The 18,756-nt window shown below is 69.8% G+C and carries 11 protein-coding genes, 1 tRNA gene and 1 rRNA gene; 12 read left to right on the top strand and 1 reads right to left on the bottom strand.

Annotation, left to right across the window (positions count from 1 at the left end):
- The 3 genes from rrf to ACH45E_RS42040 form a co-directional block, all read left to right on the top strand.
- A 5S ribosomal RNA gene (gene rrf / locus ACH45E_RS42050) occupies positions 1–86 on the top strand; the annotation flags it as partial.
- Between the two features lie 113 nt (positions 87–199).
- Complete coding sequence (locus ACH45E_RS42045; RefSeq protein WP_361454815.1) at positions 200–862, top strand: DegT/DnrJ/EryC1/StrS family aminotransferase; 663 nt, start codon at positions 200–202, stop codon at positions 860–862.
- Positions 863–959: 97 nt separating this feature from the next.
- Positions 960–1,035: transfer RNA gene (locus ACH45E_RS42040), tRNA-Thr, on the top strand.
- Positions 1,036–1,087: 52 nt separating this feature from the next.
- Here the strand turns inward: ACH45E_RS42040 and ACH45E_RS42035 are convergent.
- Positions 1,088–3,844 (bottom strand): SpoIIE family protein phosphatase, encoded by a 2,757-nt coding sequence (locus ACH45E_RS42035; protein WP_361454803.1) that lies wholly within the window; start codon positions 3,842–3,844, stop codon positions 1,088–1,090.
- Positions 3,845–4,221: 377 nt separating this feature from the next.
- Between ACH45E_RS42035 and ACH45E_RS42030 the strand changes: the two genes are divergently transcribed.
- From ACH45E_RS42030 to ACH45E_RS41990, 9 genes are all read left to right on the top strand, one after another.
- The gene (locus ACH45E_RS42030; RefSeq protein WP_361454800.1) at positions 4,222–9,681 is read left to right on the top strand and encodes a HAMP domain-containing protein; all 5,460 of its coding nucleotides are present in this window, start codon (positions 4,222–4,224) and stop codon (positions 9,679–9,681) included.
- Positions 9,682–10,008: 327 nt separating this feature from the next.
- Positions 10,009–10,692 carry a response regulator gene (locus ACH45E_RS42025; RefSeq protein WP_361454797.1) on the top strand — a complete coding sequence of 228 codons (684 nt, stop codon included), beginning with the start codon at positions 10,009–10,011 and terminating at the stop codon, positions 10,690–10,692.
- Between the two features lie 124 nt (positions 10,693–10,816).
- On the top strand, positions 10,817–13,585 hold the full coding sequence (locus ACH45E_RS42020) for a DNA translocase FtsK (protein ID WP_361454794.1): 2,769 nt from the start codon (positions 10,817–10,819) through the stop codon (positions 13,583–13,585).
- Positions 13,586–13,874: 289 nt separating this feature from the next.
- Positions 13,875–14,717, top strand: a complete 843-nt coding sequence (locus ACH45E_RS42015; protein ID WP_361454791.1) for a RodZ domain-containing protein — start codon at positions 13,875–13,877, stop codon at positions 14,715–14,717.
- Between the two features lie 109 nt (positions 14,718–14,826).
- Complete coding sequence (gene rimO / locus ACH45E_RS42010) at positions 14,827–16,299, top strand: 30S ribosomal protein S12 methylthiotransferase RimO (RefSeq protein ID WP_361454788.1); 1,473 nt, start codon at positions 14,827–14,829, stop codon at positions 16,297–16,299.
- Positions 16,296–17,084 carry a CDP-diacylglycerol--glycerol-3-phosphate 3-phosphatidyltransferase gene (pgsA, locus tag ACH45E_RS42005; RefSeq protein ID WP_361454785.1) on the top strand — a complete coding sequence of 263 codons (789 nt, stop codon included), beginning with the start codon at positions 16,296–16,298 and terminating at the stop codon, positions 17,082–17,084. The genes rimO and pgsA overlap by 4 nt, the downstream gene beginning before the upstream one ends.
- Complete coding sequence (locus ACH45E_RS42000) at positions 17,081–17,626, top strand: CinA family protein (protein WP_361454782.1); 546 nt, start codon at positions 17,081–17,083, stop codon at positions 17,624–17,626. Before pgsA ends, ACH45E_RS42000 begins: the two co-directional genes overlap by 4 nt.
- A gap of 109 nt (positions 17,627–17,735) precedes the next feature.
- Positions 17,736–18,110: a helix-turn-helix transcriptional regulator gene (locus tag ACH45E_RS41995; RefSeq protein ID WP_361454779.1), complete on the top strand. Its 375-nt coding sequence runs from the start codon at positions 17,736–17,738 to the stop codon at positions 18,108–18,110.
- Positions 18,111–18,261: 151 nt separating this feature from the next.
- Positions 18,262–18,732 carry a DNA starvation/stationary phase protection protein gene (locus tag ACH45E_RS41990; RefSeq protein WP_361454776.1) on the top strand — a complete coding sequence of 157 codons (471 nt, stop codon included), beginning with the start codon at positions 18,262–18,264 and terminating at the stop codon, positions 18,730–18,732.
- Positions 18,733–18,756: the final 24 nt, after the last annotated feature.

The following is an 18,756-nucleotide window of genomic DNA, read 5'->3' as shown; positions in this document are numbered from 1 at the left end:
GTTACATTCCGAACCCGGAAGCTAAGCCTCACAGCGCCGATGGTACTGCAGGGGGGACCCTGTGGGAGAGTAGGACACCGCCGAACAAATATTGATGGGTTGGTCCCCGAACTTCGGTTCGGGGACCAACCCATTTTTGTTATGCGTTACTTGAAGTTCACGTTCCGCAACCAGCATCCATCACATGGGTACTGCTGCAATGCTCAGGGCCGCCGGCGTCGGAGTCGGTGACGAGGTCGTCGTGCCGGCCTTCGGGAACGTCGAAGTCGCCGAGGCCGTGACCCTGGCCGGTGCGCTTCCGGTGTTCGCCGACATAGACCCGGCGACGTACTGCCTCGACGCCGAGGCCGTCGAGGCGGCCGTAACTCCTCGTACCGCGGCGGTCGTTGCCGTGCACCGCTTCGGACGGCGGGCAGACATCGCCCGGTTGCACGCCGTCGGTCAGCGGAACGGGCTGCTGGTGCTGGAGCAGGGCGAGTCCGAGGCGCCGTACGACGAGGTCGCCCAGCGCAGGGAGCGGGCCGCCTATCTCGACGCCAAGCTCAGGGGCGTGCGTACGCCCGACGGCGGTGACGGACACACCTACCAGCAGTACGTGGTGCGGGTGCCGGGCAACGGGCGGCCGGACCGGGACGCCTTCGCCAGGGCGATACGGGCCAAGGGAGTTGAGTGCCGGGTGCCCGTGAAGACGCCGGTCCACCGGCTGCCGGAGTTCCGGCGCTGCGTGGCACTGCCGGAGACCGAACGGGCCGCCGACGAGACGCTCGCCCTGCCTGCGCACGCTTCGTTGACGAGGCGGGACATGCAGCGGATCGTCTCCGCGTGCAATGCCCTCGGAGGGCTGCTCCAGCCCGCTTTCTGAGTGGGCGCTGAGGCGTGCACTGAACGAGTTTGGGAACCCGGGTCCGTTCGGGGTATGATCTATCCCGTTGCCGCGAGGGAAACCTCGAAAGCGACAGGCCCCTATAGCTCAGTCGGCAGAGCGTCTCCATGGTAAGGAGAAGGTCAACGGTTCGATTCCGTTTGGGGGCTCCAGCAGAAGGAACCAAAAAAGACCCCGCCCATTTGGGCGGGGTCTTTTCATGTCCTACTCCGTGTGGATACCGGGAACGCGCATCGCCAGGATGGCCATGTCGTCGGACGGGGCGTCGGACGCGAAGCGTTCCACCGCGCGCATGATCCGGGCGGCCACCGCCCCCGCGGTGAGGCCCGTGCAGGTGGTGAGGACCTCCGCGAGGCCGTCGTCGCCGAGCATGCGGGTGCCTTCGCGGCGTTCCGTGACGCCGTCCGTGACACACAGCAGGACGTCGCCCGGGTCCAGGACGACCGTTTCCTCGTACAGCTCCAGATCCTCGATGACCCCGAGGAGCGGCTGGGGTTCGGCCGCCGCCTCCACCGTGCCGTCCTGGCGCAGGCGCAGGGGGAGCGGGTGGCCGGCGCACACCACCTTGAGCTCGGCGCTGCCGTCCTCCCTGGGCCGCAGCTCGCCGTACAGGAGCGTCAGGAAGCGGCTGCGGGCGCCCTCGTCGAGGATGGCGGAATTCAGGCGTTCGAGGACCGCCGGGCCGCTCAGTCCCTCGCGTGCCAGCAGGCGCAGCGCGTGCCGGGCCAGGCCGGTGACCGCGGCGGCGTTCGGGCCTGTACCGCAGACGTCGCCGATGGCGAAGCCGTACGCGCCGTCGCTGATCGGGAAGACGTCGTAGAAGTCGCCGCCCACTTCGTTGCCCTCGCCGGCCGCGCGGTAGATGACCTCGACCTCGACGCCGTTGATCTGCGGCTGTCCGGGCGGCAGGAGGCTGCGCTGGAGGGCCTGGCTGATGGCCGTCCGCTCCGAGTACAGGCGGGCGTTGTCCAGGGCCAGGGCGGCCCGGCGGGACAGGTCCTCGGCCAGTTCCAGGATCTCCTGGCGGAAGTGCTCGTCGGTGGGTTTGCCCAGCGTCAGCATGCCGATGACACGGTTGCGGGCGACCAGCGGCAGGACGACCGTCTCGCCGCCGACCGCGGAGGCAGTGGCGAGCGTGGGGCCGATGCTCGAGGACACCGGGTATGCGGGCCCGCCCGTCAGGCCGAGGCTGCGCATCGAGGAGCGCAGCGCCGCCTGGTGGGCCACCTCGCCGGGGGTCGTCCAGACGCGGGCGCCCGGCGTCGGTACCGGGTCGGGCGGGGGGACCTTCGACAGCAGGGACTTGATGCCGTCGATGAGATCCTCGTCCTCGTGCAGCACGTACGACAGGTACGGCTCGGAGGCCTGGTCCGCGATGGTGTAGACGGCGCACCAGGTGGCGAGGGTCGGTACCGTCATCTGCGCCATCAGGGCGAGGGTCTGGTCGCGGTCGAGGGTGCCGGCGAGCAGGTCGGAGGCCTCGACGAGGAAGCTGAGCGAACCGCGGCGCAGGCGTTCCAGCTCGCCCAGGCGGGCCGATTCGACGGCCAGGGCGATCCGGTCGGCGGCGAACTGCAGGCGCAGGGCCTCCTCGTTGGAGTATCTGCCCGGAGCCTCCGCCGCGACGCCGAGGGATCCGGTGAGGCGGCCCTCGACCTTCAGCGGCACGGTGACGACGGAGCGCATGCCGGTGTCGTTGAGGAGGGGTACGGCGCCGGGGACCGCGGTGAGGTCGTCGTGGACGGCGGGCATGCGGGCCGAGCCGTAGCGGCCGGGGCCCGCCTCGACGGGTACGCGGGCGAAGCGCTGGCGGGCGGAGGGCAGGCCGGTGGAGGCGCGGACCTCCAGCTCCGTCTCGTCGTCGGTCGCGAGCAGCAGGAAGGCCGCGTCTCCGTCGAGCATGTCGCGGGCGCGCTCGGCGGTGCGCTGCAGGAGGCCGTCGAGGTCGTCCGGCGCCGGGGAGCCGATGAACACCTCGAAGGGGTCGGTGCTCTGGCCGTCGGCGGCCGGGGCCGGGTCGGAGGACGGCACGCGCGTCGGCGTCTGGAGGACGGCGCGTTCATGGTCCCGTACCAGGAGGCAGACCGTGGAGGGCTCGCCGGCGGTGTCGCGGACCCGGAGGTGGGAGGCGTACACCGAGGTCACCCGGCCGTCGGCGCCGCGGATGCCGTAGCTGCCCTCCCAGCGGGAGAGCTGGAGTGCCTCGGCGATTCCGGTGCCGGTGCCCGGGGTGTGCGGCCAGGCCGCGAAGTCGGTCAGGGGCCTGCCGGTGACCTGGCCGGCGGTGTGGCCGAAGAGTTCCTCGGCGTCCTCGTTCCAGGCCGTGATGGCGCCCTTGCGGTCGATCTGGACGACCGCGACGCGGACCCGGCCGTCGGCCAGCGGGAGGAGGTCGGCGGGCAGGGACGGGCCGGCGGTGCGGGTGCCGACCGGGCGTTCGGGCAGGTCGAGTTGGAACCAGACGTTCTTGTGGGTGGGCGTGTAGTCCACGCCCCAGCGGGCGGCCAGGGCCGCGCACAGCTGGAGTCCGCGGCCGCCCTCGCGGTCGGGGCTGCCCATGGTGGAGGCCGGGCCCTGGAGGGGCACCTCGCGCTCGGGATACCGGTCGGCCACCTCGATGCGTACGCCGTCGTCGGTGCGTAGGCACAGCACGTCGGCGGCGGTGCCCGCGTGGACGACCGCGTTGGTCACCAGTTCGCTGGTGAGGACCACCGCGTCGTCCACGATGTCGGCGAAACCCCAGCCCTGGAGGCTGTCGCGGACGAAGGATCGGGCGGTCGCGACCGATCGTCCGACGGGCTCGAAGCTGGCGGCCGCGCGCGCGGTGATCACAGAACTCCTCGACCGGTTGTCGACGTGCAGGGATCCGGTGCCGTCCGGCTCGCGCCGCTGGTGCGGCATCCGCGTGCCCGTAGGCTGGGGGTCCGGGGGCTGTCCCCCCGGGATCAGTCCGGTGGTCATGGTCTGCGGCCGCCCCTCCGATGCCCGCTCGTGCTCGTGCCACCGCCCAGGCCGGACGGACCGGTGCGGCTGGACAGCCGCATGCAAGGTTACTTACCTTCGCGGCCCGTGAGGATGCCGGTCGGCGGTGATTACGCCCCCAGGGTGTGCGGACGATGTGCGAAGCTGCCGAACTGTTATGGCCTGGTTCGGCCGGGGTGAAACACTGGGCAAGCTTCTGGTGAAGGTCCGGTCAGGCTGAGTGCGTTCCGTGTACGGAGGGCAGCAGCCTCTGGTGCGAGCGGATCTCTTCTGGCAGAAATACGCACGAGTAACCGGCAGCCGAACAGAAGTACGCGAGCACAGCAGTAACGGTCGATCCCTGCGGGAGGGACACAGTGGAGTCTGGCGCAGCGACGCGGAGCACGAACACGCGCGCGAAGGGCGGACCGTCCCAGGGCAGGCGGCGGGGCGGCACCACCCAGGTGGACACCGCCGCCCTGGACCGGCTGCTGGTGGCTCTCGTGGCCATGCGGGACGGCAATTTCCGCAAGCGGCTCACGGTGTCCGGGGACGGCGTGATGTCGGAGATCGCGGCCGTGTTCAACGAGGTGGCCGACCGGAATCTGCACCTGACGGGTGAACTGTCGCGAGTGCGGCGTGTGGTGGGACGTGAGGGAAAACTCACGGAACGGCTGGAGACCGGTGCCTGCGAGGGTTCGTGGGCCTCGGCCATCGACGCCTCGAACGCGCTCGTCGACGATCTCGTACGGCCGGTTTCCGAGGTCGGCCGGGTGCTGTCCGCGGTGGCGGAGGGCGATCTGTCGCCGCGCATGGAGCTCAGGACGCAGGCCCCGGACGGGACCGGACATCCGCTGCGGGGCGAGTTCCTGAAGGTCGGGCGGACCGTCAACAACCTGGTCGACCAGCTGTCGACGTTCACCGACGAGGTCACGCGCGTGGCCAGCGAGGTGGGTACCGAGGGCAAGCTGGGCGGTCAGGCCCGGGTGCGCGGTATGTCCGGTTCGTGGAAGGATCTGACGGAGTCCGTCAACACGATGGCGAACCGGCTCACCGCGCAGGTGCGTGACATCGCGCTGGTGACCACGGCGGTCGCGCGGGGTGACCTGTCACGCAAGGTCACCGTGCATGTGGCCGGCGAGATGCTGGAGCTGAAGAACACCGTCAACACGATGGTGGAGCAGCTGTCCTCGTTCTCCTCCGAGGTGACCCGTGTCGCCCGTGAGGTGGGCACGGAGGGCATCCTGGGCGGGCAGGCGCAGGTGCCCGGGGTCGCCGGGGTGTGGAAGGAGCTCACCGACTCCGTCAACACCATGGGGGGCAATCTCACCGCCCAGGTGCGGGGGATCTCCCAGGTCACCACGGCCGTGGCCAACGGTGATCTGTCGCAGAAGGTGACCGTCCCGGCGCGTGGCGAGGTCGCGCAGCTCGCCGAGACCATCAACCAGATGACCGAGACGCTGCGGATCTTCGCCGACGAGGTCACCCGCGTGGCCAACGAGGTCGGGGCCGAGGGACAGCTCGGCGGGCAGGCGAACGTGCCGGGAGCGGCGGGTACCTGGAAGGACCTGACGGACTCCGTCAACACGGTGTTCCGGAATCTGACCACACAGGTGAGGGACATCGCCGCGGTGACGACGGCGGTGGCCAGCGGTGACCTCTCGCAGAAGGTCACCGTGGACGTGGCCGGCGAGATGCTGGAGCTGAAGAACACCGTCAACACGATGGTCGACCAGTTGTCGTCGTTCGGTGCCGAGGTCACCCGCGTGGCGCGGGAGGTCGGTGTCGAGGGTGAGCTGGGAGGTCAGGCGCAGGTGCCGGGGGCGGCCGGTACGTGGAAGGACCTGACGGACTCCGTCAACACGGCGTTCCGGAACCTCACCGGCCAGGTGCGCAACATCGCCCAGGTGACGACGGCCGTGGCCAACGGTGATCTCTCCCAGAAGGTCACGGTGGACGTCTCCGGTGAGATGCTCCAGCTGAAGAACACCGTCAACACGATGGTGGACCAGCTGTCGAGCTTCGCCGACCAGGTGACGCGGATGGCACGGGACGTGGGCACGGAGGGCCGCCTGGGCGGTCAGGCGCGTGTGGACGGTGTGTCGGGTACGTGGAAGGAGCTCACCGACTCCGTCAACTCGATGGCCGGGAACCTGACCTCGCAGGTGCGCAACATCGCCCAGGTGACGACGGCGGTGGCCAGCGGTGACCTGTCGCAGAAGATCGACGTCGATGCGCGCGGGGAGATCCTCGAGCTGAAGAACACCATCAACACGATGGTCGACCAGCTCTCCGCCTTCGCCGACCAGGTCACCAAGGTGGCCCGTGAGGTGGGTACGGACGGCCGCCTCGGCGGTCAGGCGCAGGTGCCCGGCGTGGCCGGTGTGTGGCGCGACCTGACCGACTCGGTGAACGGCATGGCCGGCAACCTCACCGCCCAGGTGCGCAACATCGCGCAGGTGGCGACCGCGGTGGCCCGGGGTGACCTGTCGCAGAAGATCACCGTGGACGCGCGCGGGGAGATTCTCGAGCTGAAGAACACCCTGAACACGATGGTCGACCAGCTGTCGTCGTTCGCCCAGGAGGTCACGCGCGTCGCGCGCGAGGTGGGCACCGAGGGCATGCTCGGCGGTCAGGCGGAGGTCCAGGGGGTCGCGGGTACCTGGAAGGACCTCACGCAGTCCGTGAACTTCATGGCGAACAACCTGACCATCCAGGTCCGCAACATCGCCGAGGTCACCACGGCGGTCGCCAAGGGTGACCTGTCGAAGAAGATCACCGTGGACGCCAAGGGCGAGATCCTCGAGCTCGTCACGACGGTCAACACGATGGTCGACCAGCTGTCCAGCTTCGCCGAGCAGGTGACCCGGGTGGCCCGTGAGGTGGGCACGGAGGGCATTCTGGGCGGTCAGGCGCGGGTGCCGGGTGTCACGGGCATCTGGAAGGACCTCAGCGACAACGTCAACCTGATGGCCAACAACCTGACCATGCAGGTGCGCAACATCTCCCAGGTGTCGGCCGCGGTCGCCAACGGCGACCTGACCCGACAGGTCACGATCGAGGCGAGCGGCGAGGTGGCGCAGCTCGCCGACACGATCAACACGATGGTCAAGACGCTGAGTTCGTTCGCCGACCAGGTCACCAAGGTGGCCCGTGAGGTGGGCACGGACGGCATCCTCGGCGGTCAGGCGCGGGTGCCGGGTGTGGCTGGCACGTGGAAGGACCTCACCGAGTCGGTGAACCAGATGGCGTCCAACCTGACCGGTCAGGTGCGCAACATCGCCATGGTCACCACCGCCATCGCCAAGGGTGACCTGACCAAGAAGATCGACATTGACGCCCGCGGCGAGATCCTCGAGCTCAAGACGACGATCAACACCATGGTCGACCAGCTGTCCAGCTTCGCCGAGGAGGTCACCCGGGTGGCCCGCGAGGTGGGCACCGAGGGGCAGCTCGGCGGTCAGGCGCGGGTGCGTGACGTCGACGGCACCTGGCGGGACCTGACGGAGTCCGTGAACGAGATGGCCGGGAACCTGACCCGGCAGGTGCGTGCCATCGCGCGCGTGGCGACCGCGGTGACCCGCGGCGACCTGAACCTGAAGATCGACGTCGACGCCTCCGGCGAGATCCAGGAGCTTCAGGACTACATCAACAAGATGATCGCCAACCTGCGCGACACCACGATCGCCAACAAGGAGCAGGACTGGCTCAAGGGCAACCTCGCCCGTATCTCCGCGCTGATGCAGGGCCGCCGCGACCTGGAGGACGTGGCCTCGCTGATCATGAGTGAGCTGACACCGGTGGTCTCCGCGCAGCACGGCGCGTTCTTCCTGGCGATGCCGCTCGTCGACGGCAAGGACATGAGCGCCGAGAGCGAGGACGCGTACGAGCTGCGCATGCTCGGTTCGTACGGCTACTCGATGGGCTCCATGCCGACGTCGTTCCGGCCGGGTGAGGGGCTGATCGGAACGGCCGCGCAGGAGAGGCGCACGATCATCGTGGAGAACGCCCCCAGCGGGTACCTGAAGATCTCCTCGGGGCTCGGCGAGGCACCGCCCGCCCAGGTGGTCGTGCTGCCGGTGCTGTTCGAGAACACGGTCCTCGGCGTCATCGAGCTGGCGTCCTTCACGCCGTTCACGCAGATCCAGAAGGACTTCCTCAACCAGATCGCCGAGATGATCGCGACCAGCGTCAACACCATCTCCGTCAACACCAAGACGGAGGTGCTGCTGCGGCAGTCGCAGGAGCTGACCGAGCAACTCAGGCTGCGGTCGGAGGAATTGGAACAGCGGCAGAAGGCGCTCCAGGCCTCCAACGCCGAACTGGAGGAGAAGGCCGAGCTGCTGGCCCAGCAGAACCGCGACATCGAGGTGAAGAACACCGAGATCGAGGAGGCGCGGCAGGTCCTGGAGGAGCGCGCCGAGCAGCTCGCGGTCTCGATGCGCTACAAGAGCGAGTTCCTGGCGAACATGTCGCACGAGCTGCGCACGCCGCTGAACTCGCTGCTGATCCTGGCGAAGCTGCTCGCCGACAACGCCGAGGGCAACCTCTCCCCGAAGCAGGTCGAGTTCGCCGAGACGATCCACGGGGCGGGCTCCGACCTGCTCCAGCTGATCAACGACATCCTCGACCTGTCGAAGGTCGAGGCAGGCAAGATGGACGTCTCCCCGACGCGTATCGCGCTGGTCCAGCTCGTGGACTATGTGGAAGCCACCTTCCGGCCGCTGACCGCCGAGAAGGGCCTCGACCTGTCGGTGCGGGTCTCGCCGGAGCTGCCCGCCACGCTGCACACGGACGAGCAGCGGCTGCTCCAGGTGCTGCGGAACCTGCTGTCCAACGCGGTGAAGTTCACCGACTCCGGCTCGGTCGAGCTGGTGATCCGGCCGGCCGGCTCCGACGTGCCGGTGCGCATCCGGGAGCAGCTGCTGGAGGCCGGGTCGCTGACCGACGCGGACGCGCCGCTGATCGCGTTCTCCGTGACCGACACCGGCATCGGCATCGCCGCCGGCAAGATGCGGGTGATCTTCGAGGCGTTCAAGCAGGCGGACGGCACCACCAGCCGCAAGTACGGCGGTACGGGCCTCGGGCTGTCGATCTCGCGGGAGATCGCCCAGCTGCTCGGCGGTGAGATCCACGCGCAGAGCGAGCCGGGACGCGGCTCGACGTTCACGCTGTATTTGCCGCTGCACCCCAGCGAACTGCCGCCGCAGGGCTACCAGCAGTCCCTGCCCGCGCTGGAGGCGGGCGACCTGGTCGCCTCGGAGGCCCACTCCATGGAGCTGTCCCCCGTGGAGATCGAGACGCCGGCCGAGGTGAAGTCGTACCGGGAGACCCAGAACGGCGCCGCCGCGCTCTTCCGGCGCCGTCGCCGGGGCGCTCCGTCGAACGAGCAGCGCACCGAGCACTGGCCGGTCGCGGGGCAGCAGGAGGCGGTGCACCCGTCGCACCAGCCGGTGCGGTTCGGCGGGGAGAAGGTACTGATCGTCGACGACGACATCCGCAACGTCTTCGCGCTCACCAGCGTCCTGGAGCAGCACGGCCTGTCCGTGCTGTACGCCGAGAACGGCCGCGAGGGCATCGAGGTCCTGGAGCAGCACGACGACGTGGCGGTCGTGCTGATGGACATCATGATGCCCGAGATGGACGGGTACGCGACCACCACGGCGATCCGCCGGATGCCTCAGTTCGCCGGGCTGCCGATCGTGGCGCTGACCGCCAAGGCGATGAAGGGCGACCGGGAGAAGGCGATCGAGTCGGGTGCTTCCGACTATGTGACGAAGCCGGTCGACCCCGATCACCTGTTGGCGGTGATGAAGCAGTGGATGCGCGCGGAATGAGCGCCGGGTGAGCCTCGCATGAGCGACGCATGAGGGCTGAGTGACCGTGTCGGCGGGCCCGGGTGAAAGTCGGGTGAAGGCGCCGGGAACCGGCGATGCGTGTGCGAAGTTGTTGACGCAGGGTGGCCGCGGAGGTGTGGAAGTGCGGGAATCGGGGAACCTTCTGGTCTCTCGCCGCGTTTCTGCTACGTGCACAGTGACATCGCGGTGACAGGGTGTGGCGACAGGCGGGGTGCGGCTACCATGACCGGCACAAGGACGGGCGGCGAAAGGGAGTCGTCCCCTGGGGCGGCGCCCGGTGTACCGCCGGGGCGAGGAGGGCGGGCCATGGTGCAGAAGGCCAAGATCCTCCTGGTCGATGACCGGCCGGAGAATCTGCTGGCGCTGGAGGCCATCCTCTCTGCGCTCGATCAGACACTGGTGCGGGCATCGTCCGGGGAGGAAGCGCTCAAAGCACTGCTCACGGACGATTTCGCGGTCATTCTGCTGGACGTCCAGATGCCGGGAATGGACGGTTTCGAAACCGCGGCGCACATCAAGCGGCGAGAACGGACCCGGGACATCCCGATCATCTTCCTCACCGCCATCAATCACGGCCCGCACCACACCTTCCGGGGCTACGCGGCGGGCGCGGTGGACTACATCTCCAAGCCGTTCGACCCCTGGGTGCTGCGCGCGAAGGTCTCGGTCTTCGTCGAGCTGTACATGAAGAACTGCCAGCTGCGGGAGCAGGCGGCGCTGTTGCGGCTGCAGCTGGAGGGCGGCAACGGCAAGGGCACGGTCGGCGGCGGCAAGGAGTCGGCCGGACTCCTCGCCGAGCTGTCCGCCCGGCTCGCGGCGGTCGAGGAGCAGGCCGAGGCCCTGTCCAAGCAGCTTGACGACGAGTCGGCGGACGCGGCCGCGGTGGCCACCGCGGCCCATCTCGAACGCAAACTCACGGGGTTGCGCCGCGCACTCGACGCCCTGGAGCCGGGTACGGGCGGCGCCGCGGCGATGCCCTCGCAGAACTGACGCCCGCGGCGGCCGCACTTGCGAATGAGCGGGCGTCAGCTCGGTGCCCTCCCAAGGACGACACGAACGGGTGAAGCACTGAGCACGCGTGTCCGCTGTCCTCTCCACCGGTAACCTCACACCCATGGCCTCACGTCCCTCCGCAGCGAAGAAGCAGCCCGCCAAGAAGGCGGCCGCTGCGGCGAAGGCGCCGGCGAAGAAGGCCGCTGCGAAGAGGGCCCCGGCGAAGAAGGCGCCCGCCAAGAAGGCTCCGGTGAAGAAGGCCGCGCCCGCGCCCAAACCCGCCCCCAACCCCACCGGGGGCGTCTACCGGCTGGTGCGCGCCCTCTGGCTCGGCCTGGCGCACGCCGTCGGCGCCGTCTTCCGCGGCATAGGACAGGGCGCGAGAAACCTCGACCCGGCCCACCGCAAGGACGGCGTCGCGCTGCTGCTGCTCGCAGTCGCACTGATCGTCGCCGCCGGCACCTGGGCCGATCTGCGCGGCCCCGTGGGGGATCTCGTGGAGATCCTGGTGACCGGCGCCTTCGGCCGACTCGACCTGCTGGTGCCGATACTGCTCGCGGTCATCGCCGTGCGGTTCATCCGGCACCCCGAGAAGCCAGAGGCCAACGGCCGGATCGTCATCGGCCTGTCCGCGCTCGTCATCGGCGTCCTCGGCCAGGTCCACATCGCCTGCGACTCGCCCGCCCGCAGCGACGGCATGCAGGCCATAAGGGACGCCGGCGGCCTCATCGGCTGGGGCGCGGCGACGCCGCTGACGTACGCCATGACCGACGTCCTGGCCGTACCGCTGCTCGTGCTGCTGACGATCTTCGGGCTGCTCGTGGTCACCGCCACCCCGGTCAACGCCATCCCGCAGCGGCTGCGCGCGCTCGGCGTACGCCTGGGGCTCCTGCCCGACCCCGTCGACGACGAGTTCGATGAATTCACCGACGACGACCAGCGGTACGACGAACAGTGGCGCGAGGCGCTGCCCGCGCGCCCCCGAAGGCGCCGGAGCGCCCCTGAGACGTACGACCCCGACGGCGCCGAGCAGGAGGCACTCGCCAAGCGCCGGAGCCGCCCCAGGCGCTCTGCGGTGCCGCAGCCCGCCATGGACCGGCACATGGACGCCGTGGACATCGCCGCGGCCGCCGCGGCCGACCTCGACGGCGCCGTCCTGCACGGCATGCCGCCCTCGCGGATCGTCGCCGACCTCACCCAGGGCGTCAGCGTCGGCGACCGCGAGGACACGACGCCGACACCCGTACCGGCCCCCGCGCCCGCTCCGGAGCAGACCGCGCCGCCCGTCCCGGCCCCGGCCGGACGGCCCAAGCAGGAGAAGCTCCGGTCCGGTCCGGTCCCCGACCTCACCAAGGCGGCCCCCGAGCAGTCCCGCGACCTGCCGCCGCGCGCCGAGCAACTGCAGCTCTCCGGCGACATCACCTACGCGCTGCCCACCCTCGACCTGCTCACCCGCGGCGGCCCCGGCAAGGCACGCAGCGCCGCCAACGACGCGATCGTCGCCTCGCTCACCACCGTCTTCACCGAGTTCAAGGTCGACGCGGCCGTCACCGGCTTCACACGCGGCCCGACGGTCACCCGCTACGAGGTCGAGCTCGGCCCCGCCGTGAAGGTCGAGCGGATCACCGCACTGACCAAGAACATCGCGTACGCCGTCGCCAGCCCCGACGTACGGATCATCAGCCCGATCCCGGGCAAGTCCGCGGTCGGCATCGAGATCCCCAACACCGACCGGGAGATGGTCAACCTCGGCGACGTACTGCGCCTCGCGGAGTCCGCGGAGGACGACGACCCGATGCTGGTCGCCTTCGGCAAGGACGTCGAGGGCGGCTACGTCATGCACTCGCTGGCGAAGATGCCGCACATGCTGGTCGCCGGTGCCACCGGCTCCGGCAAGTCGTCGTGCATCAACTGCCTCATCACCTCGGTCATGATGCGGGCGACCCCCGAGGACGTCCGGTTGATCCTGGTCGACCCCAAGCGGGTGGAGCTGACCGCCTACGAGGGCATCCCGCACCTGATCACGCCGATCATCACCAACCCCAAGCGGGCCGCCGAGGCGCTCCAGTGGGTCGTACGCGAGATGGACCTGCGCTACGACGACCTGGCGGCCTACGGCTACCGGCACATCGACGACTTCAACCGCGCCGTGCGCGAGGGGAAGGCCAAGCCGCCGGAGGGCAGCGAGCGGGAGCTCCAGCCGTACCCGTACCTGCTGGTGATCGTCGACGAGCTGGCCGACCTGATGATGGTCGCGCCGCGCGACGTCGAGGACGCGATCGTGCGCATCACGCAGCTCGCGCGCGCGGCCGGTATCCATCTGGTGCTCGCCACGCAGCGCCCGTCGGTCGACGTCGTCACCGGCCTGATCAAGGCGAACGTGCCCTCCCGGCTCGCCTTCGCCACATCCTCGCTCGCCGACTCGCGGGTCATCCTCGACCAGCCGGGCGCCGAGAAGCTGATCGGCAAGGGCGACGGCCTGTTCCTGCCGATGGGAGCGAGCAAGCCGACCCGTATGCAGGGCGCGTTCGTGACCGAGGACGAGGTCGCCGCCGTCGTCCAGCACTGCAAGGACCAGATGGCGCCCGTGTTCCGGGACGACGTCACCGTCGGCACCAAGCAGAAGAAGGAGATCGACGAGGACATCGGCGACGACCTCGACCTGCTGTGCCAGGCCGCCGAGCTGGTGGTCTCCACGCAGTTCGGGTCCACGTCCATGCTCCAGCGCAAGCTGCGCGTCGGCTTCGCCAAGGCCGGCCGGCTCATGGACCTCATGGAGTCGCGCAGCATCGTGGGACCGAGCGAGGGGTCCAAGGCACGTGACGTTCTTGTGAAACCCGATGACCTGGACGGCGTGCTCGCGGTGATACGCGGGGAGTCTGAGGGGTAGGGATTGGTCCCAAGGGACACGGGCCGTCCGGGGGCCGGGATGGAGCCGGACGGTTGCCTCGTCGTGATCCACCCGTTAGAGAGCGGCGGGCAACCGTTTCCCCTTGCCGCACGTCAAGTTGAGCGAGAGGACAGGTGCGGGCTCCGATCCGGGGTTCGTGCCTGGCCCGTCGTCGGTATGTCGGGCCATACCGATGACGTACAGAGCCCAACCGCCCGGTTGCCCCACCCTTTTGCACCCCTAGACTGAATTTCCAGCACAGGTGGCTACACGCTCGAAAGGCGCCCCCGTGTCCATCGGCAACTCTCCCGAAGACGACCGTCCGTTCCCCGACGTCTCCGAGGAAGCCCATCCCTCCATCGGCCGTACGCTGCGGCAGGCGCGCATCGCCGCCGGGCTCACCGTCGACGACGTCAGCAGCGCCACTCGGGTCCGCATCGCCATCGTGCACGCCATCGAGGCGGACAACTTCGCACCCTGCGGCGGCGACGTGTACGCCCGCGGGCACATCCGGACCCTGGCCAGGGCCGTGCGCCTCGACCCCGCCCCGCTGCTGGCCCGGTTCGACGCCGAGCACGGCGGGCGCCCCGCCCCGACCCCGGCCGCCCCGCTGTTCGAGGCGGAACGTATCCGCCCCGAGCGGCGCGGGCCGAACTGGACCGCCGCCATGGTCGCCGCGATCGTCGCGGTGATCGGCTTCGTCGGGTTCACCATCGTCAAGGGCGGCGACTCCGGCAACGACGCGAAGGCCCAGGTCGCCGAGGGGGCCACGCCCACGACCAAGAAGGCCGCCTCGCCCACGCCCAAGAAGGGCAAGCCCGCCGGCCAGAAGGCCGACCCGTCCGACAGCGCCATCGCGGCCGCGCCGCAGGACAAGGTGACGGTCCGGGTCAGCGCCGCGGACGGGCGCAGCTGGATCTCGGCCAAGGACCACAACGGCCGCATGCTGTTCGACGGGCTCCTGAACAAGGGCGAGTCCAAGACCTTCCAGGACAGCACGAAGATCAACCTCATCCTGGGGGACGCCGGTGCCATACAGCTCTACGTCAACGGCAAGAAGATCGAGGACGACTTCCAGCCCGGGGCCGTGGAACGGCTGACGTACACCAAGGGCGACCCCGAGGTCGGCTAGCGGCCGCTGGGCACGAGCGGCCCGGAGAGGGTGTCTTCACACGGGGTTGGCCAAGATCGGCCAACCCCGTCGACGTGGGGTGTCAGCGGGACGAAGTAGTCTTGAGCCCATGCCTGAACGCCGTACCGTCGCACTAGTCACTCTCGGCTGCGCCCGTAACGAGGTGGACTCGGAGGAGCTCGCAGGCCGTTTGGAGGCGGACGGCTGGCAGCTCGTCGAGGACGCCGGGGACGCCGATGTCGCCGTGGTCAACACCTGTGGCTTCGTGGAGGCCGCCAAGAAGGACTCCGTGGACGCCCTTCTGGAGGCCAATGACCTCAAGGGCCATGGCAGAACCCAGGCCGTCGTGGCGGTGGGCTGCATGGCCGAGCGGTACGGCAAGGAGCTCGCCGAGGCCCTCCCCGAGGCCGACGGCGTGCTCGGCTTCGACGACTACACGGACATCTCCGACCGCCTCCAGACCATCCTCTCCGGCGGTATCCACGCCTCCCACGCCCCGCGCGACCGCCGCAAGCTGCTGCCGATCAGCCCGGCCGAGCGGCAGACGGCGACCGATGTGGCCCTGCCCGGGCACGGCGCCCCGGCCGACCTGCCGGAGGGCCTGGCCCCGCAGTCCGGTCCCCGCGCACCCCTGCGTCGTCGGCTGGACGGCGCCCCGGTCGCCTCGGTGAAGCTCGCCTCCGGCTGCGACCGGCGCTGCTCCTTCTGCGCCATCCCGTCCTTCCGCGGTTCCTTCATCTCCCGCCGCCCGAGCGACGTGCTGAACGAGACGCGCTGGCTGGCCGAGCAGGGCGTCAAGGAGATCATGCTGGTCTCCGAGAACAACACCTCCTACGGCAAGGACCTCGGCGACATCCGCCTGCTGGAGTCGCTGCTGCCCGAGCTGGCGGACGTCGACGGGATCGAACGTGTGCGCGTCAGCTACCTCCAGCCGGCCGAGATGCGCCCGGGCCTGATCGACGTGCTGACCTCCACCCCGAAGGTCGCCCCCTACTTCGACCTGTCCTTCCAGCACTCCGCGCCCGGCGTGCTGCGCGCGATGCGGCGCTTCGGCGACACCGACCGCTTCCTGGAGCTGCTCGACACCATCCGGAACAAGGCCCCGCAGGCCGGCGTGCGCTCGAACTTCATCGTGGGCTTCCCCGGGGAGTCCGAGGCGGACCTGGCCGAGCTGGAGCGCTTCCTGAATGGCGCGCGACTGGACGCCATCGGCGTCTTCGGCTACTCCGACGAGGAGGGCACGGAGGCGGCGACCTACGACGGCAAGCTCGACGAGGACGTCGTCGCCGAGCGGCTGGCGCACATCTCCCGGCTGGCGGAGGAACTTGTCTCGCAGCGGGCCGAGGAGCGCCTCGGTGAGACCGTGCACGTCCTCGTGGAGTCCGTGGACGACGAGGAGGGCGTGCACGGGCGTGCGGCGCACCAGGCCCCGGAGACGGACGGCCAGGTGCTGCTCACGAGCGGCGCCGGCCTGAGCGTCGGCCGTATGGTCGAGGCGAAGGTGGTCGGTACGGAGGGTGTCGACCTGGTGGCCGAGCCGCTCGAGGCTTCGCTCGCGTGTAGTGAGGAGGCGGACAGATGACCGGAGTCCCGGCGTCCGCCGCGGGCGGCTCCACCGGCGCGCAGGGCGCCGCGAGCTCCGCCGGTGCCTCCGGCACGGCGGCCGGCTCGGGCTCCGGTACAACCGCTTCCGGCGGCTCCGCCGGCGGAGCCGCGGACGGTGCGCTGGGCGCGGCCAAGACGCCCCGGGGCGCCAAGCTGGCGGCGGCGGCCGTCAACCAGGCCAGCGTCTGGAACGTCGCCAATCTGCTGACCATGCTCCGGCTCTTCCTGGTGCCCGGCTTCGTGGCCCTGATGCTGGCCGACGGCGGGTACGACCCGGCGTGGCGCTCGCTGGCCTGGGCGGCCTTCGCCATCGCCATGATCACCGACCTGTTCGACGGTCACCTGGCGCGTACCTACAACCTCGTCACCGACTTCGGGAAGATCGCCGACCCGATCGCCGACAAGGCGATCATGGGGGCGGCGCTGATCTGTCTGTCCGGGCTGGGCGATCTGCCGTGGTGGGTCACGGCCGTCATCCTCGGCCGGGAACTCGGGATCACGCTTCTGCGTTTTCTGGTCATCCGGTACGGCGTCATCCCGGCGAGCCGCGGCGGCAAGCTGAAGACGCTCACCCAGGGCGTGGCCGTGGGGATGTACGTGCTGGCACTGACGGGATGGCTGGCGACCCTGAGGTTCTGGGTGATGGCGGTGGCGGTCGTGCTGACCGTCGTGACCGGTCTCGACTATGTGAGACAGGCCATTGTGCTGCGCCGGCGGGGAATCGCCGAGCGCAAGGCGGCGTTGGAGGAGTCGGAAGCGTGAGTTCCGCGGCCACTGAAGTGGTGCGACTACTGACGGTGAGGGGCGAGACGGTCGCCGTCGCCGAGTCGCTCACCGGTGGCCTGGTGGCGGCGGAGATCACGGCCGTCCCCGGGGCGTCCAGGGTGTTCCGGGGTTCGGTCACCGCCTATGCCACCGACCTGAAGCAGGCCCTGCTGGGTGTCGACGCCACCCTGCTGGCCGAGCGGGGGGCGGTGGACGCGCAGGTCGCGGCCCAGATGGCGGCCGGGGTGTGCAATGCGCTGGGCGCCGACTGGGGGCTGGCGACGACGGGGGTCGCCGGCCCGGACCCGCAGGACGGGCAGCCCGTCGGCACGGTCTTCGTGGCCGTGGAGGGGCCGTTCGGGACCGGTTCCGGTTCTGCCGGTGGCGGAAAAGTCACGGCTCTGCGGTTGAACGGCAACCGTGCGGAAATTCGTATGGAGAGTGTACGGAGCGTGCTCGCACTGCTTCTCGAGCGGCTCGCGAGCGAACACAGCGGGAATGAGCGGACACAGGATACGGAACGGAACGGGGGGTTTTGATGTTTGCAGCCCTGAGTGAACACGACATCGCTCCCCGCACGGCCGCAGCGCGAGGCGGTACGGTGGGGCGAGAAGGATGCGGCTACGCGGTCCGAGGAGGGAGCCACCGATGATTCTGCTCCGTCGCCTGCTGGGTGACGTGCTGCGTCGGCAGCGCCAGCGCCAGGGCCGTACTCTGCGCGAAGTCTCCTCGTCCGCCCGAGTTTCGCTCGGCTATCTCTCCGAGGTGGAGCGGGGGCAGAAGGAGGCTTCCTCCGAACTGCTCTCCGCCATCTGCGACGCGCTGGACGTACGGATGTCCGAGCTCATGCGGGAAGTGAGCGACGAGCTCGCCCTCGCCGAGCTGGCCCGGTCTGCCGCGGCCACCGAACCCGTACCCACGCCGGTTCGCCCGATGCTGGGTTCCGTGTCGGTGACCGGTGTGCCACCGGAACGGGTGACCATCAAGGCGCCCGCCGAGGCGGTGGATGTCGTCGCCGCCTGACGCGACACGTCCAAGGCCCCGGCCGGGGCTTTCTCCGGGGAGACCTGGAGGAGCCCGGCGGGGGCCTTCGTGCTGCCGCCTCCGTTTGCCGGTGTCCGGTGGCGCGGTCATCGTGGAGGGACGTGACGAGGCCGAGGCATCGGAGGTGCGCATGTCCGTCGTGAAGAGCCCACTGCCCGACGCGGACCTGAAGACCGTCTCGGAGGCGTTGCAGGGCGCCCTCGTGGACCTGGTGGACCTGTCGCTGGTCGCCAAGCAGGTCCACTGGAACATCGTCGGTCCCAGGTTCCGCTCCATCCACCTCCAGCTCGACGAGGTGGTCGCCTCGGCGCGGACCCACTCCGACACCGTGGCGGAACGGGCGTCGACGCTGGGCGTCCCGCCCGACGGACGCGCGGCGACCGTGGCGGCCGCCAGCGGCATCGCGACGGCGCCCTCGGGCTGGATCAAGGACACGGACGCGGTGCGGGCGCTCGTGGACGCGCTGGGCGCGGTGATCACACGGATGCGGGACCGGGTGACGGCGACCGGGGACCCGGATCCGGTGTCCCAGGACATCTTCATCAGCATCACCGCGGATCTCGAGAAGCACCACTGGATGTTCCAGGCCGAGAACGCGTGAGCCGGCCGGGGATGTCATTGCATC

Origin of the sequence: Streptomyces sp. NPDC020299 (assembly GCF_044387825.1) — a bacterium.
Taxonomy (GTDB): Bacteria; Actinomycetota; Actinomycetes; order Streptomycetales; family Streptomycetaceae; genus Streptomyces.
This window is presented reverse-complemented; position numbering and strand designations above follow the sequence as displayed.